The 15,545-nt window shown below is 71.5% G+C and carries 14 protein-coding genes; 9 read left to right on the top strand and 5 right to left on the bottom strand.

Annotated elements, in window-relative coordinates:
* Positions 1–4 precede the first annotated feature (4 nt).
* The 4 genes from D7W82_RS16665 to D7W82_RS16650 are packed head-to-tail and all read right to left on the bottom strand — an operon-like array spanning position 5 to position 4,828.
* Positions 5–925, bottom strand: coding sequence for a 1,4-dihydroxy-2-naphthoate polyprenyltransferase (locus D7W82_RS16665; protein ID WP_120619301.1), 921 nt, complete (start codon positions 923–925; stop codon positions 5–7).
* Positions 922–1,773, bottom strand: coding sequence for a 2-succinyl-6-hydroxy-2,4-cyclohexadiene-1-carboxylate synthase (menH, locus tag D7W82_RS16660; RefSeq protein WP_120619300.1), 852 nt, complete (start codon positions 1,771–1,773; stop codon positions 922–924). The genes D7W82_RS16665 and menH overlap by 4 nt, the downstream gene beginning before the upstream one ends.
* Positions 1,764–3,533 carry a 2-succinyl-5-enolpyruvyl-6-hydroxy-3-cyclohexene-1-carboxylic-acid synthase gene (gene menD / locus D7W82_RS16655; protein ID WP_120619322.1) on the bottom strand — a complete coding sequence of 590 codons (1,770 nt, stop codon included), beginning with the start codon at positions 3,531–3,533 and terminating at the stop codon, positions 1,764–1,766. The genes menH and menD overlap by 10 nt, the downstream gene beginning before the upstream one ends.
* A complete protein-coding gene (locus D7W82_RS16650; RefSeq protein WP_120619299.1) occupies positions 3,533–4,828 on the bottom strand; it encodes an isochorismate synthase MenF in 1,296 nt (431 codons plus the stop codon). Before D7W82_RS16650 ends, menD begins: the two co-directional genes overlap by 1 nt.
* A 147-nt stretch (positions 4,829–4,975) precedes the next feature.
* On the opposite strand from D7W82_RS16650, the gene aroF reads away from it, so the two are divergent.
* The 8 genes from aroF (at position 4,976) to D7W82_RS16610 (ending at position 13,142) form a co-directional block, all read left to right on the top strand.
* Entirely contained in the window at positions 4,976–5,872 is an 897-nt protein-coding gene (gene aroF / locus D7W82_RS16645; RefSeq protein WP_120619298.1) for a 3-deoxy-7-phosphoheptulonate synthase, read from the top strand.
* A complete protein-coding gene (gene ubiE, locus D7W82_RS16640; protein WP_120619297.1) occupies positions 5,869–6,558 on the top strand; it encodes a bifunctional demethylmenaquinone methyltransferase/2-methoxy-6-polyprenyl-1,4-benzoquinol methylase UbiE in 690 nt (229 codons plus the stop codon). The genes aroF and ubiE overlap by 4 nt, the downstream gene beginning before the upstream one ends.
* 103 nt (positions 6,559–6,661) lie before the next feature.
* Positions 6,662–7,138 carry a shikimate kinase gene (locus tag D7W82_RS16635; protein ID WP_233587670.1) on the top strand — a complete coding sequence of 159 codons (477 nt, stop codon included), beginning with the start codon at positions 6,662–6,664 and terminating at the stop codon, positions 7,136–7,138.
* Positions 7,138–8,385, top strand: a complete 1,248-nt coding sequence (locus D7W82_RS16630) for a shikimate dehydrogenase (RefSeq protein ID WP_370451014.1) — start codon at positions 7,138–7,140, stop codon at positions 8,383–8,385. Before D7W82_RS16635 ends, D7W82_RS16630 begins: the two co-directional genes overlap by 1 nt.
* Positions 8,382–9,401 carry a chorismate synthase gene (aroC, locus tag D7W82_RS16625; RefSeq protein WP_120619294.1) on the top strand — a complete coding sequence of 340 codons (1,020 nt, stop codon included), beginning with the start codon at positions 8,382–8,384 and terminating at the stop codon, positions 9,399–9,401. The genes D7W82_RS16630 and aroC overlap by 4 nt, the downstream gene beginning before the upstream one ends.
* Entirely contained in the window at positions 9,398–10,468 is a 1,071-nt protein-coding gene (locus tag D7W82_RS16620; protein WP_120619293.1) for a 3-dehydroquinate synthase family protein, read from the top strand. The genes aroC and D7W82_RS16620 overlap by 4 nt, the downstream gene beginning before the upstream one ends.
* Positions 10,465–11,760: a 3-phosphoshikimate 1-carboxyvinyltransferase gene (locus D7W82_RS16615; protein WP_120619292.1), complete on the top strand. Its 1,296-nt coding sequence runs from the start codon at positions 10,465–10,467 to the stop codon at positions 11,758–11,760. The genes D7W82_RS16620 and D7W82_RS16615 overlap by 4 nt, the downstream gene beginning before the upstream one ends.
* Positions 11,761–11,846: 86 nt before the next feature.
* A complete protein-coding gene (locus D7W82_RS16610) occupies positions 11,847–13,142 on the top strand; it encodes a citrate synthase (RefSeq protein ID WP_014397329.1) in 1,296 nt (431 codons plus the stop codon).
* A 77-nt stretch (positions 13,143–13,219) separates the two neighbouring features.
* On the opposite strand, the gene D7W82_RS16605 is transcribed toward D7W82_RS16610, so the two are convergent.
* Positions 13,220–15,040 carry a long-chain fatty acid--CoA ligase gene (locus D7W82_RS16605; RefSeq protein WP_199727768.1) on the bottom strand — a complete coding sequence of 607 codons (1,821 nt, stop codon included), beginning with the start codon at positions 15,038–15,040 and terminating at the stop codon, positions 13,220–13,222.
* Between the two features lie 95 nt (positions 15,041–15,135).
* Between D7W82_RS16605 and D7W82_RS16600 the strand changes: the two genes are divergently transcribed.
* Positions 15,136–15,492: a hypothetical protein gene (locus tag D7W82_RS16600; protein ID WP_233587668.1), complete on the top strand. Its 357-nt coding sequence runs from the start codon at positions 15,136–15,138 to the stop codon at positions 15,490–15,492.
* Positions 15,493–15,545 lie beyond the last annotated feature (53 nt).

Below are 15,545 nucleotides of genomic sequence, written 5' to 3'. Positions count from 1 at the left end.
CCCTTCAGCGCAGGTACAGCCCGACCGCGAACAGCAGTCCGAACACCATCTGAAGCTTCGCCGTCCCGCCCAGCGCGGGGTTGAGCGCCGCGCCCTCGGCCTTCAGCATCAGCTTCAGCGGCGGCACCACCAGCGGCAGGCTCAAGAGCGGCAGGAAGACCCAGGCGCTCGCGTAGCCCCTGGCGAACAGCACGAACGGCGTGACGTAGGAGGCCACCAGCAGCAGCACGTACTCCGCGCGGCCGAAGCCCTGGCCGAAGCGCACCGCCATCGTTCGCTTGCCGGCCTTCACGTCCGTGCTCGCGTCGCGCTGGTTGTTCACCACGATGAGGCACGTGCCGATGGCGCCCACCGGCACCGACGCCCACCAGGCCGCCGGGCTCACGACGCCGGCCTGCACGTAGTACGTGCCCGTCACCGCGACGATGCCGAAGAAGATGAGCACGAACAGGTCGCCCAGGCCCAGGTAGGCCAGCGGAAACGGGCCTCCCGTGTACGCGTAGCCGCACAGCAGCGAGGCCACCCCGATGGCCACGATGGGCCAGCCGCCCACCGCCACCAGGTACAGCCCCACCAGCGTCGCCAGCGCGAAGCACCCGAGGCCGCCCAGCAGCACCGTGCCCGGCGCGATGAGCCCGCTCTGCGTCACGCGCTTGGGCCCCAGGCGCTCCTCGGTGTCGGCGCCCTTCTTGTAGTCATAGAAGTCGTTGATGAAGTTGGTGCCGATTTGAATCAGCACCGCGCCCACGAGCGCCGCGAGCGCGGGCAACCAGCGCCCCACGCCGTTGCTGTACGCGAGCGCCGTGCCCACCAACACCGGCACCGCGCCCGCCGTCAGCGTCTTCGGACGCACGGCCATCAGCCACGTCTTCAGCGTGGGCCGGGGACGCGCCGCATCGGGAGGAGTGCTCACCAGGGTCGTCACGAGTGGGTCGCCTCTCGCGCCAGGATGGCGTGTTCGAACTGCGGCGCTTCGTACCAGGGCGTCTGGAGGAACGAGAGCACTTCGCGCACGTACTCCTCCGGCGCCTCCAGGTGCGGGGCGTGGGTGACACCGGCGAAGGCGTGGCGCCACACCACCGGCAGCTCCGCCGCCATGCGCCTCGCCAGGGTCGTGAACTTCACGTCCTGCTCACCGGTGAGCAGCAGCGTGGGCAGCCGCTGGCGGTGCAGCGCCGGCCAGTAGTCCGGCTGCACGCCCAGGCCCAGGGTCTCCAACGCTCCGGCCAGGCCCTCCGCCGTGCATGCCTTGCGGCGCTCGCGCAGCGCGGCCTGCTCCGGCTCGGGCAGGCGGCGCAGCCCGTCGAAGAGGGGCAGCGCTTCCCACCGCTCCACGAAGGCGTCCACGCCCTTCGCGCGGATGAAGTCCACGAGCTTCGCGTCGGCCTCGCGCCGCTCGGAGCGCTCCTGGCGGCGGTGCAGTCCGGGCGAGCCGCTCTCCATGATCAGCCGGCCGAAGCACTCCGGCGCGCGCACCGCGGCGCCCAGCGCCACCCGCGCTCCCTGCGAATAGCCGAGCAGATCCACGTGGCCGCCCAGCTCCCGGGCCAGACGGACCACCGCGTCCACCGTCTCCAGGAAGCCGTCGCGCCCCGCCTTCTCCGGCAGCGGCGTGCGGCCGTGGCCGGGCAGGTCCACCGCCACCACGCGCACGGAGCGGCCGAGCAGTGGACGCAGGTGCTCGAACGTAGCGCCGCTGCCGGTGAAGCCGTGCAGCGCCAGGAGCGTATGGGGGCCATCCCCCCAGATGTCATAAGCGAGCGTCACGCCCATGGTCCTTCTCCCAGTGCGGCGGCCATCCGCGCGAAGAGGTGTCGGTGCACATCCACGTTGGTGGCCCGGTCCACCAGGACCTCCACCACGTGGAGGCCTCCCTCCAGCCCGGTGCGCACCGCCGCGCGCAGGGCCGTGGGCGTCGTGGGCCGCTCGAAGCGGGCGCCCGCGAGCGCCGCCGCGTGCGACAGGTCCACGCCGTGCGGCGTTCCGAAGAGGGCCTCGAACTCGTCCGGCTTCGCCACCTGCGCCAGCGGCAGGAAGGAGAAGATGCCGCCGCCGTCGTTGTTCACCACCACGACCGTCAGGGGCACGCGCGCCCGCGCCGCGGAGACGAGCCCGCCCACGTCATGCAGGAGCGCCAGGTCGCCGGACAGGAGCACCGCGGGCCGTCCCGCCGCCGCGGCCATGCCCGCCGCGCTGGACACGATGCCGTCGATGCCGTTGGCCCCGCGGTTCGCCAGCACGCGCAGCGGCACGCCGCCGCCATGGGCGAACGCGTCCACCGCGCGGATGGGCATGCTGCTGGACACGAAGAAGAGCGCGTTCGCCGGCAGCGCCGCCACCACCTCGCGCGCGATCCGGGGCTCGGTCAGCACGTCCGGCTGTTCTCCGAGCGCCGTCTCCAGCGCGCTGCGCGCCACCCGCTCCGCGTTGACGAAGTCCTGCGCCCAGCGGCCGGGGCCTCGCGACAGTCCTTCCGTCAGCGCGCGGCACGCGAGCACCGCGTTGCCCTCCACCACCCGCGTGGCCCGGTGCGCCGGGTCGTACAGCGCGCCCTCGTCGCTGAACACGGTGATGTCCGCGCCGGAGGCGTCCAGCCACTGCTGCGGCGACTTGGGCGTCAGGCCTCCGCCGAAGCGCAGCACCAGCTCCGGCGTGTGGCCGCGCACGAAGGGCTCATGGCGCAGGAGCGCGTCGTAGAGCGACACGGTCAGCGGGCCGCCGCCATAGCGCGCCTGCGACGTGGCCTCGGCGAGCACCGGGTAGCCCGTGGCCAGGCTCAGCGCGGTGATGGCGTCCGCGAAGCCGTCGTCCTCGTCGCGGGGGCCACACACGATGACGCCGCGCTCGGTGGCGGCGACGCGCGCGCGCACGTCCTCCAGCACCGCCCCATCCGGAGCCCGCGACGACTGCGCGATGCGGGTGAGGGGCGCGTCCGTCCGCCCTTCCCTCGCGAGCGCCGTCAGCCTCTCCGCGCCGAAGTCCTGCGCGATGGGCGCCAGCGGTTCGCGGAACGGCACGTTGAGCTGCACGGCGCCTCGGGGGGCGCGGCACGCGGTGCTCACCGCGCGGGCGGCCGTGGCGCGCAGGTGCGCGATGGCGGGGCTGCTCGCCTCGGGCATGCCCACGTCCGCGAACAGCCGCGCGAAGTCACCGTAGAAGCGCGCCTGGGGCACCGTCTGCGGCGCGCCCCAGCCCTGCAGCTCCAGCGGCCGGTCCGCCGTGAGGATGATCAGCGGCACCTGGGCCATGGCCGCCTCGATGACGGCCGGGAAGAAGTGCGCGCCCGCGGAGCCGCTCGTCGCGACCAGCACCACCGGATGACGCGACTGCTTCGCCATGCCCAGCGCGAAGAAGCCCGCGCTCCGCTCGTCGATGACGGACCAGACGCGCAGGCCCGGCGTGTGCGCGCAGGCGAGCGCCAGCGCGGACGAGCGCGAGCCCGGACACACCACCGCGTGCCGCACGCCGCCCCGCACCAGTTCCTCCAGGAGCGCTCGCGACCACAGCACGTTGAGGTTGGCGTCCAGGGACATCACCGCCCCCCCAGCGCGCGCAACATCGCCAGACTCTTCATCTCCGTCTCCCGCCACTCGGACTCCGCGCTGGAGCCCGCGACGATGCCCGCGCCCACGAAGAGCCGGGCCTTCGCCCCGCGCACCAGCGCCGAGCGCAACGCCACCACCAGATGCGCGCGCCCGGGGCCCACCCAGCCCACCGGCCCCGCGTACCAACCCCGGTCCAGCGACTCGTGCTCCACCAGGAACGACAGCGCGCGCTCGCGCGGCGTGCCGCCCACCGCGGGCGTCGGGTGCAGCGCCGTGACGACCTTCGCGGTGTCCACGCCGTCCGCCAGCTCCGCGCGGATGCCCGTGCGCAGGTGCACCACGTTCTTCAGCGCGAGCACCGACGGCTGCGCGTCCGCGGACACGCTCGCCGCCACCGGCGTCAGCGCCTGGAGGATGTAGCGCACCACCGCTTCATGCTCGCGCCGGTCCTTGTCGCTCGCGTCCAGCGCCTCCGCGCCGCCCGGCGCGGCGGACCCCGCGAGCGCCTCCGTCTCCAACTTGCGCCCATCCACCCGGCACAGCGTCTCCGGCGTCGCGCCCAGGAAGCCCGTGCCGTCCGGCGCGCGGAAGAGGAACGTCGCGCATCGCGGGTTCTGCTCGCGCAGCCGCGCCAGCACGTCCACCACGTCGAAGGGCTCCGGCCCCTCCGCCTCCAGCGCCCGCGCCAGCACCACCTTGTGCAACTGGCCCGCGCCAATGGCCTCCACCGCGCGGTCCACCAGCGCCTCGAAGTCCGGCCGCGACGAGGCCGTGCGCAGCGCGACCGGCGCGCCCACCGGGTGGCGGTAGGACTGAGGGAAGGACGCTCGCACGCGCTCCAGCCGCGAGCGCACCACGTCCTCCGCGCCCGCGCCCTCCGGCGCGAAGACCGCGACCGCCAGCGCGCTGCCCTCGCGCCACACCAGCACCTCCGGCAGCGTCCAGCGCGCCAGCCCATGCGAGCGCCACTCGCCCTCCACCGGTTGCGTGGGACTGAAGCGCATGCCGCCGAACCAGGGGCCCGGCAACTGGGGAGACACCGCGTCCAGCCACCGCACGCTGTCGTGCCCGAGCGCGCCCAGCACCGCCGCCAGCTCGCCGGGCGCATGCGCTTCGAGCACGCCCGCCTCGCCCCACCCCGCCACCGCCTCGCGCGCCACCGGCCGCTCCCAATACACGGAAGGAACGCCGAGGCTGCCCGCCCCAGCCAACGGATCCACTCCGGGCAGGGGCATCATCCCGGCGACCCATCGCGGGCCCTCAGCGGGACTGAGCGGCGTCATCAGCCATTCTCCTGAACCTCGGGGGATGCGAGTGACATCACCTTCGATTGTCTTCTAAGCGATCTCGGCTATACATGCACCAAGGAGTTCAAAACCGCTTGAACTCCATGGAATCTGAATTCCAGTAACTCCAGCGAGGGAGCCGCCGTGGGAGGCCAGCAACCAGACGACCCAGCCGCGCGGCGCGACCCGGGCGCACACCGCGTCCTTCGCGCAGCGCGTCCAGCCGGCACCCGCGTCCAGGTGGGGGCGGTGGAGGTGGGCGGGCCCGGCTTCGTGGTGATGGCGGGGCCGTGCGCGGTGGAGGGCGCGGAGCAGCTGGAGCTGGCGGCTCGCGCGGTGGCGCAGGCGGGTGCGCACCTCTTGCGCGGTGGCGTGTTCAAGCCACGCACCAGTCCGTACGCGTTCCAGGGCATGGGGGAGCCGGGGCTGAAGCTGTTGGTGGACGCCGGACGGCGCCACGGGCTGCCCATCATCAGCGAGGTGATGGAGACCGAGCAACTGCCCCTCATGGCGCAGCACTCGGACATCCTCCAGGTGGGCGCGCGGAACATGCAGAACTTCGGGCTGCTGCGCGCGCTGGGAAAGCTGCGCAAACCGGTGCTGCTCAAGCGCGGGCTGTCCGCCACGGTGCAGGAGTGGCTCAACGCGGCCGAGTACATCCTCGCGGGCGGCAACGAGCAGGTGATGCTCTGCGAGCGCGGCATCCGTACCTTCGAGACCGCGATGCGCAACACGCTGGACCTGGCCGCGGTGGCGTGGGCGAAGGAGCGCACGCACCTGCCGGTCATCGTGGATCCTTCGCATGCGACGGGCATTCCGTCGCTTATCGCTCCCATGTCGCTGGCGGCAGCGGCCTGTGGGGCGGATGGATTGTTGATTGAAGTCCACCCCCGGCCGGAGCAGGCGTTGTGCGACGGTCAGCAGGCGATGTCGCCCGGGGATTTCGCTACGTTGATGCAACGGCTGCCAGGCGTGCTCGCCGCGGTGGACCGTCACCTTTGGACGCCGGCAGGGCCGGCACAGATCGCGGGGGCGCGATGAGCACCGAAGTCCGTCAGATGTTCTCCTCCATCGCCACGCGCTACGACGTGACGAACGAAGTCCTCTCGCTCGGCGTCCACCGGCTGTGGCGGCGCTCGGCAGTGAAGCTCAGCGGCGCGAAGGAAGGCAGCCACGTGCTGGACTGCGCGACCGGCACCGGCGACCTGGCGCTGGCGTTCAAGCGCAAGGTGGGCCCCACGGGCCGCGTGGTGGGCACGGACTTCTGCCCGGAGATGCTGGAGAGCGCGCCGGCGAAGGCGGCCAAGGCGGGCCTGGAGGTGGAGTTCCAGGTGCAGGACGCCATGGCGCTCACCCTGCCGGACAACAGCTTCGACGTGGCGTCCATCTCCTTCGGCATCCGCAACGTGGATGATCCGGTGAAGTGCCTCCAGGAGATGGCGCGCGTGGTGCGCCCCGGAGGCCGCGTGGTGGTGCTGGAGTTCGGCCAGCCCACGGGCCCGTACGGCGCGCTGTTCCGCTTCTACAGCAAGACGGTGATGCCGGCGATTGGCGGCCTGCTCACGGGCAACCGCGCGGCGTACCAGTACCTGCCCCGCACCGCCGCGGCCTTCCCCGCCGGCGAGCGCTTCCTCTCCCTGATGGACCAGGCCGGCGCCTACTCCGAGCGCGCCGCCCACCCCCTGCTGTTTGGAACCGCCTACGTCTATGTCGGCACCGTCCGTTGAGGCCCGGCGCCTCCTCGTCTCGCAAGTCGTCGCGTCGGTAGATCCCAGACTCCAGCAGGCGCTCCAGGGGGCCCTCTCGTCCCCGGGGCCCTGCCCCCGCCCCGTGGGCGCGCAGACCGTCGTCATCGCGGGCCACCGCGCGGCCGGCAAGACGCGCCTGTTGCCGCTCGTCTCGAAGCTGCTCGGACGCACCGGGCTGGACCTGGACGCGGAGCTGGAGCGCCGGCATGGGCGCCCGCTCCGCGCCTGGGTGGCGGAATCCCCCACCACCTTCCGCGCCGCCGAGCGCGAGACGCTGGGCCTGCTGCCCCAGGGCAGCGTGGTGGCGGTGGGCGGCGGCTTCCTGTCGCACCATCCGGAAGTGCTCGCGGGGCACTTCACGCTCGTCGTCCCCGTCACCTTCGACACGTACCGCGAGCGGCTGCTGGCGGACACCACGCGCCCACGGCTGCGCACGGATGTGTCGCTGGAGGAGGAGCTCCACTCGCTGTTCCATGAACGCGAGGCGATGCACGCCCGCGTCCCCACCATCACCCTGGCGGACTTCCTCCGGGGCTGTCTGGCCCAGGAGCCCGAGTGATGGCCACCCGGCGCATCATCACCCTGCCCCCCACCCTCACCGGCGCGGACGCCGTGACCTTCGCGCGCGATGGCCTCGAGCGTGGCGCGGACGTCATTGAGGTGCGGACCGATCTGCACGCTCCCGGCGACATCGACCCGGAGGCGCTCGCCCGCGTGATGCCGCTGCTCGTCTCCGAGCGGGGCAAGCCGCTGCCCGCGACGTGGGTCCAGGCCGCGTGGCGCGTGGACCGCGACGTGGAGCGCGCGCAGGACATGGACGCGCCGCCGGGAAAGCTGCTCGCGTCGCACCACGCGGAAGGTCCGCTGACGACGGCGGAGGCCCTCAAGCGTTGGTCCCGCCCCATTCCGCCGGACGCGCTGGTGAAGCACGTGGAACCCATGGACGGGCCCGCGCACCTGGACGTGCTGCTTGAGACGCAGGCCGCGCTGTCCCAGCGCTTTGGCGCCGAGCGCGTCACCGTGCTGGGCATGGGGCCCGTCGCCATTCCGGCGCGCGCGGTGCTCTCGCGCAGCAACGGCCTGGAGTACGTGGCCATGGGCGGCCCGTGGACGGCGGCCCCGGGACAGCGCCTGTTGGACGACGTGGTGCGCGAGCACCGCAAGGCGAAGGACCCGCACGGCTTGCGCCTGGGCATCCTGGGCACGGCCATTGCGCACTCGCGCTCGCCGCGCATCCACCGCCAGCCGTTCGATCGCATCGACCTGGCCGAGGACGCCCCGGTGGAAGCGGTGGTGGACGCGATGCTGCCGCACTACGCGGGCTTCGCCGTGACGAGCCCGTTCAAGATGCGGCTCGCGAAGCACACGGGCTCATCGCTGGACGCCATCAACACGCTGGTGCGCCGGGGCTCGCGGTGGGAGTCCTTCAACACCGACACGGAAGGAGCGCGCGCCGTGCTGGAGCGCCTGGGCGCGAAGGACGTGGCGGTGCTGGGCGACGGCGGCTCCACGCAAGCGCTGCGGCTGGTGGCCGCTGAACACGGACTTGCCCTGCGGGTCGTCAAGCGCGCGGAGATACAAGCCCCGCTGTCCGGGGATTGGGTCTGGACGTGGCCGGACCGCGTGGCCGCCCCTGAAAACCTGAGATTCGAGGGGGCACGCGTGGCGGTGATCGCATACGGTGCTCCCGGCCGGCGCGTCGCCGCGGAGATCGTTCGCCGCGGGGGCACCCCTCTCCTGCTAGGTGCGGCGTGGTTCGTCGCCCAGGCCCGGCGGCAGCGACAACTCTGGGAAACGGCGACATGAATACCTTCGGCACCCTCTTCCGGTTGACGACCTTCGGCGAAAGCCACGGCCCCGCGCTGGGCTCCGTCATCGACGGCTGCCCCGCGGGCGTTCCGCTCACGCGTGAGATGATCCAGGCGGCGCTGGACCGTCGGCGTCCCGGGCAGTCCGCCCTGGTGACCCCGCGCAACGAGCCCGACACCGTCGAGATCCTCTCCGGCGTCTTCCAGGACAAGACGCTGGGCACGCCCATCGCGGCCATCGTGCGCAACGCGAACCAGCGCTCGCAGGACTACAACCAGCTGGCCAGCGTGGACCGGCCGGGTCACGCGGACGCCGTGTGGCGTGAGCGTTACAAGCACCGCGACCACCGGGGCGGCGGCCGCACCAGCGGACGTGAGACGCTCTGCCGCGTCATCGGCGGCGCCATCGCGGAGGCGTACCTCGCGCGCGACCTGCCTTCGATCAGCACCGTGGCCTACGTCTCCCAGGTAGGTGAGCTGGTCGCTCCCGTTCCGGCGCCGGGCCTCACCCGCGCCATGGTGGACGCGCACCCCACCCGCTGCCCGGATGAAGCCGTCCGCGAAGAGATGGCCCGTCAGATCCTGGCCGCGAAGGAGGCCGGGGACAGCCTGGGCGGCTCCATCGACGTGCGCGTGGAGGGCCTGCCCGTGGGCCTGGGCGAGCCCATCTTCGGCAAGCTCAAGGCGCTCATCGCGCAGGCGCTGGGCAGCATTGGCGCCGTCACCGGTGTCGTGTGGGGCCCGCCGGATCTGCTCCAGCGCCTTGGCCAGCCCGGCACGAAGTTCCACGCCGTGAAGGACGCGTACGGCGGCATCCAGGGTGGACTCGCCAACGGTGAGCCCATGCAGGTGCGCGCCTTCTTCAAGCCGCCCGCGACGCTGGCGGATCACGCCAAGGGCGGCCGTCACGACCCGTGCATCATGCCCCGCGCCGTCCCGGTGCTGGAGGCCATGGTGTCGCTCGTCATCGCCGACCTCGTCCAGCAACTCAACGCCCGCCCCCACTCCGCATGAGCCCGCTTCCTCCCGGTTCCTACAGCCCCCCCAACGACCGCTGGGGTTCCTTCACGAAGCTCGCCGCCCGGCTGCCCGAGGGCAGCGTCGCCGTGGTGGACCGCACCGTCGCGCGCTTCCACCCTACGCTCATCCCCACCATCGAGGCCCGCAAGCCGCGCGCCATCATCCAGCTGGTCGGCGGTGAGCGCGCCAAGAGCCTCATCTCGCTCCAGAAGGTGCTCGCGGGCGGCATCACGCTGCCGCGCTCCGGCACGCTCGTCGCCGTGGGCGGTGGCACCGTGGGCGACGTGGCCACCGTGGCCGCGCACCTGCTCAAGCGCGGCGTGCGGCTGTTGCAGGTCCCCACCACGCTGCTCGCGGCGGTGGACAGCAGCCTGGGCGGCAAGGGCGCGGTGGATCTCGTCGTGCGCGGCCGCGTGGTGAAGAACCCCGCGGGCGTCTTCCACTACGCGGATGAGACGTGGCTGTGCCCGGAGCTGTACGCCACGCTGTCCGATGCGCAGGTGCGCGAGGGCTCCATCGAGGCGTGGAAGATGGTCGCGTCCCTGGATGCGTCCCTCTTCAAGCGCTACGTGCGCACGCCGCCGAAGCTGGAGAAGCTGGTGAAGGACGCGCGCGGCCTGAAGGAAGGCGTCTGCGCCAAGGACCCCTACGAGCACCAGGGCCTGCGCCGCGTGCTCAACTTCGGCCACACCTTCGGCCACGTGCTGGAGAGCCTGTCGCGCTTCAAGCTGTCGCACGGCGACGCGGTGGGCCTGGGCATCCTCTGGGCCCTGGACGTGGGCCGGCACCTGGGCATCACCCCGGAGCCCGTGGCGCACGAGGTGGAGCGCGCGCTGGCCCGGGGCCCCGGCGTGCTCGGCCGCGACCGCGCCGCGGAGATTGCCCGGCGCGCGCCGTTGAAGGACGTGGTCGCGCTCCTGGACGCCGACAAGAAGGCCGGCGCCAACGGCGAACTGCGCATGGTGCTGCTCACCGCCGTGGGCACCGCGGAAGTCGTGGATGTGATGCCGAAGACGTGGCGGACCCTGTGGCCCGCCTGGACCCGAGGAGCCCGCCCTTGAGCCACGCCTCGCCGAGCCGCCTCACCGTCGACCCGAGCGCCTTGAGCGCCTCACCGCTCACCCCGCCCGTGTCGAAGTCGGACGCCCAGCGAGCCCTGGTGTTGGGACACCTCACGGGCGCCTGGCCGCTGCCGTCGGTGCAGGCGGAGTCGGACGAGGACCTCCCCGCGGACGTGCGCGTGCTGCGCCGGGGCGTGGAGGCGCTGCGCCTTCCCGCGGGCCCCGTGCGCGACGTGGACTGCGCGGACGGCGGCGCCCCCTTTCGCATCCTCGTCACGCAGGCCGCGGTGACGCCCGGCGCGCGCGTACGCTTCACCGGCACGCCCCGCCTGGGCGAGCGCCCGCACGGCCCGCTCTTCACGTCGCTCAAAGAGGCCCTGGGCCCCTCGGGCCTCACGCTCACCGAAGGCACCCCGTGGCCGGTGGAGCTGCACGCGCCCCGGGACACAACCAAGGCCGCGCCGGTGTTCCGCGTGCCGGGCGCGCAGAGCAGCCAGTACGCCTCCAGCCTGCTGTTGGGCTGCGCGGAGCGCTTCCTCCGGGAGCAGCGCGCGTGGAGCGTGGAGATTGAGGGCACGCTCACCAGCGCCGGCTACCTGGACCTCACGGTGGCGTGGCTGCGCCGCTTCGGCTTCACCGTGGAGCAGTCCGAAGGTCTCTCCTCCGTCACGGGTTATCAGCCGCCCGAATCCGTCCCATCACTGCCGGGCGACTGGTCGTCGTTGGGCTACCTGGTGCTCATCGCCTGGCGCACGGGCGGCACGGTGGAGCGCGCGGAGCCCCAGAGCGCCCACCCGGACCAGGCGATCCTCCGGCTGGCCGCTGAAGTGGGCCTGAAGATGCTCCCGTCGGGCGCGCCCAACACGTGGCGCTTCGAAGGTGAAGCCACGGGCGAGCTGCGCGCGACGGGCAAGGAGTGCCCGGACCTGCTGCCCACGCTGGCGGCGCTCGCGTGCGTGCTGCCCCGGCCCACCACGCTTGGCGACGTGGGCATCCTGCGGGTCAAGGAGAGCGACCGGCTGGAGGGCATCCGCACGTTGGTGGCGGCCTACGGTGGCACCACGGAACTGTCGGCCGGAGCCGACAGTGAGTCGCTGCGCATCCTCCCGCCGAAGGTGAAGCCCGCGCGCTTCGCCATGGACAGCCGGGGTGACCACCGCCTGGCGATGTCAGCGGCCACCCTGTGTGTGCTGTCCGGGGTGCCTCTGGATCTGACGGGGCCGGAGTGCGTGGAGAAGAGCTTCCCGGGCTTCTGGCGGCAGCTCGCGCGGGCCGGCGTCCGCTATTCCTGAGCGGGCGCGCGGACCGGAAACTTCGCCTCTAAGACTTATCGTTCTTTTTTGTTGAAAGCGTCCGCCGCCCTGTGAAATCTCCGCCCATGCCCAAGGACACGCTGACCGTCACCGACAATCGGACCGGGAAGACGTACGAGATCCCGATCGAGAACGGCTGTATCCGCACCCCCGACCTGCGCCAGATCAAGACCGGCAGCGACGACTTCGGTCTGATGGGTTATGACCCCGCGTTCCTGAACACGGCGAACTGTAAGAGCGCCATCACCTTCATCGACGGCGACAAGGGCATCCTCGAGTACCGCGGGTACCCCATCGAGCAGCTCGCGGAGAAGTCCTCCTTCCTGGAGGTGGCCTACCTGCTGCTGAAGGGCGAGCTGCCCACGCAGAAGGAGCTGGAGAACTTCACGTTCAACGTGACCCACCACACGCTGGTGCACGAGAACATCAAGTCCTTCATCGACGGGTTCCGCTACGACGCGCACCCCATGGCCATGCTGGGCTCCACGGTGGCGGCGCTGTCCGCGTTCTACCCGGACGCGAAGAACATCAAGGACGCGCGCAGCCGTGAGATCCAGATCACGCGCCTCATCGCGAAGATGCCCACCCTGGCCGCGTTCTCGTACCGCCACGCGATGGGCCTGCCGTTCGTCTACCCGGACAACGACCTGTCCTACGTCGCCAACTTCCTGGCGATGATCAAGCGCATCGGCACGAGCGCCTTCAAGGTGCACCCCACGCTGGAGAAGGCGCTGGACGTGCTCTTCATCCTGCACGCGGACCACGAGCAGAACTGCTCCACCACGTCCGTGCGCACGGTGGGCTCCTCGCAGGTGGACCCCTACTCCGCGGTCGCCGCGGGCGTGGGCGCGCTCTACGGCCCGCTGCACGGCGGCGCCAACGAGGCGGTGCTCCGCATGCTCCGCGAGATTGGCAGCAAGGCCAACATCCCGGAGTTCATCAAGCAGGTGAAGGGCGGCGAGGGCGAGAAGAAGCTCATGGGCTTCGGCCACCGCGTCTACAAGTCCTACGACCCGCGCGCGAAGGTCATCAAGCGCGTGGCGGACGAAGTGTTCGACGTGACGGGCAAGAACCCGCTGCTGGAGATCGCGCTCGAACTGGAGCGCATCGCGCTCGAGGACGAGTACTTCGTGAAGCGCAAGCTGTACCCGAACGTCGACTTCTACTCGGGCCTCATCTACGAGGCGATGGGCTTCCAGGCGGAGATGTTCCCCGTCCTGTTCGCCATCCCCCGCACGGTGGGCTGGTGCGCGCAGTGGGAGGAGATGGTCACGGACAACGAGCAGAAGATCGCCCGTCCCCGTCAGGTCTTCACCGGCGCCGCGCGCCGCGACTACGTGGCCCAGGACAAGCGCAAGTAGCCAGCGGCTGTCACAGCCGCTGAAGCACGAAGGGGCGCGGGACTCGAAGCTCGAGTCCCCCGCCCCTTTCGCTTTGCCTACCCGTGGGCGGCGGCGGCGCCCCCCGGTTCGCGGTAGAGCGCTTCGATGACGTCCGCGTACTTCTGCTCCACCACCTTGCGGCGCATCTTCATGCTGGGCGTGAGCTCCCCGCCGTCAATGGAGAACTCCCCCGGCAGCACGCGGAAGCGCTTGATGGTCTCGAAGCGCGACAGCTTCGGGTTCACGTCCTGCTCGAAGGCCTCCTGCAGGTGCTGCTGGAGCCGCGCGTCGTTCACCAGCGTGGCCAGGTCCTCCGGCCAGCCCTTCTCCCGCGCCAGCTTCCGCACCCGGTCCGGCTCCAGCGTCACCAGCGCCACCAGGTAGTTGCGCCGGTCGCCCACCACCAGCGCGTGCCCCACGGGGGACACGGCCTTGAGCAGCTCTTCGATGTTCGCCGGGGACGTCTTCTTGCCGCCGGAGGTGACGATGATCTCCTTCTTGCGCCCGGTGATGCGCAGGAAGCCCTCGGAGTCCAGCTGTCCCACGTCCCCCGTGTGCAGCCACCCGTCCGCCAGCAGCTCCTGCGTGGCCTGCGGGTCGCGGTGGTAGCCCAGGCACACGTTGCCGCCCTGGACGAGGATCTCCCCGTCCTCCGCGATGCGCACCTCCACGCCCAGCATGGGGCGGCCCACCGAGCCCATCCGGGCGCACTCGGCGGTGCTCACCGTGGCGGGGCCGGACACCTCCGTCATGCCCCAGACCTCCAGCAGGACGACGTCGATGGAGGCGAAGAAGTCCAGCACGTCCCGGCCAATGGGCGCCGCGGAGGTGGCGAACAGCTTCGCCTTCTCCAGGCCGATGCGCGTCTTCAACGGATGGAACACCAGCCGCTGGGCCAGCGCGAACTTGGCCTCCATGAGCGACGGGACGCGCTCCTGGCTCAGGACGCGCGTGTTGCGCTCCAGCGCCGTGGCGCGGGCCCACTCCACCAGCCGGCGCTTCAGGGGCGGCTGCGCGGCCAGGCCCTCCTCCGCCTTCGTCTTGAACTTCTCCCAGACGCGCGGCACCGCGAAGAAGAGCGTGGGGCGCACCTCCGTGAGGTTCCTGCCCAGCGCGTCCAGCGAGTCCGCGAAGTACACCTGTATGCCCAACAGCAGCGGGCTGTGCAGGGAGACGATCTGCTCCGCGACGTGCGACAGGGGCAGGTACGACAACAGCCGCTCGTCCTCCATGTCCCGGAAGCCCAGGGTGTCGCCCAGCTTCTTCGCCGTCCAGACGAGGTTGCGGTGGCTCAAGGCCACGCCCTTGGGCTGGCCGGTGGTACCGGACGTGTAGATGAGCGTGGCCAGCGCGTCCGGGTGGAGCGCGTGGACGCCGTCCCAGTACGGGGCTTCATCCGCGTTCGCGCCGGTGGTCAGCACGTCCGCGTAGCGCAGCACGCCCTCGGGCAGCGGCGTGGGCGCGTCCACCACGATGAGGTGCTGGAGCGCGGGCAGCCGCTTCTGGACCTCCAGGGCGGTGGCCAGGTGCTTCGCGTTCTCCACCAGGAGGAAGCGCGCCTCGCAGTGCCCCAGGATGTAGACGAGCTGGTCCACGCTGCTGGTGGTGTAGAGCCCCACCGGCACGCCGCCCAGGGCCATGGCCCCCAGGTCCGCGACGTGCCACGCCTCGCGGTTGAAGCTCAGGATGCCCAGCGGGTCGCCGTCCCGGAACCCCAGCGCGTGCAGCCCCAGGGCGAAGCGCTTGACGCGCTGGGCATAGTCGAACCACGAGGTGGGGACATAGGCGCCTCCATGCCGGGACCAGAGCGCCGGGCGGTGTTCCAGCCGCGCGGCCTGGTCATGGAGCGCATGCAGCATCGTCTTGGGCAGGTCCATCTGGCGAAACGTAGTGGAAGCTCCCCGCCCGTTCCACGTCCCCCCGTCTCAGGCGTTGACAGCATGTTCACCGGCTTTGTATGCCGCGCCCGACCATGAGCATCGACTTCACCTGCCAGAAGTGCGAGGCCAGCTTCGAGTTGGAAGCCCAGGACCTCATCGAGGGGACGGAGAAGATTGTCTGTCCCCACTGCGACGCGAAGGCGCCCGCCAACCTCTCCGAGGACTTCGTCGCCGCGCTCACGGAGATGCGCGCGCAGATCGCCGCCCTGAGCAAGAAGTTCGCGGTGACGATGACGCTCGAAGCCGAGGAGCTGGAGGACGAGCTCGACGAGGAGGACGAAGACGAGGAGGAGGCCGACGAGGACGAGGACCTCGACGAGGACGAGGACGACGAGGAGTCCGAGGACGACGAGGACTACGACGACGAAGAGTCCGAGGACGACCGCTAGTCGGCTCGCGCCCCTTCTTCCCGGCTGCCCGCCCGCCCTCCAACCGGGTGGGC

Origin of the sequence: Corallococcus sp. CA049B (assembly GCF_003611685.1) — a bacterium.
GTDB lineage: Bacteria > Myxococcota > Myxococcia > Myxococcales > Myxococcaceae > Corallococcus > Corallococcus coralloides.
Note: the sequence above shows the minus strand (reverse complement) of the source record. Positions and strands in the feature narration are given on the sequence as shown.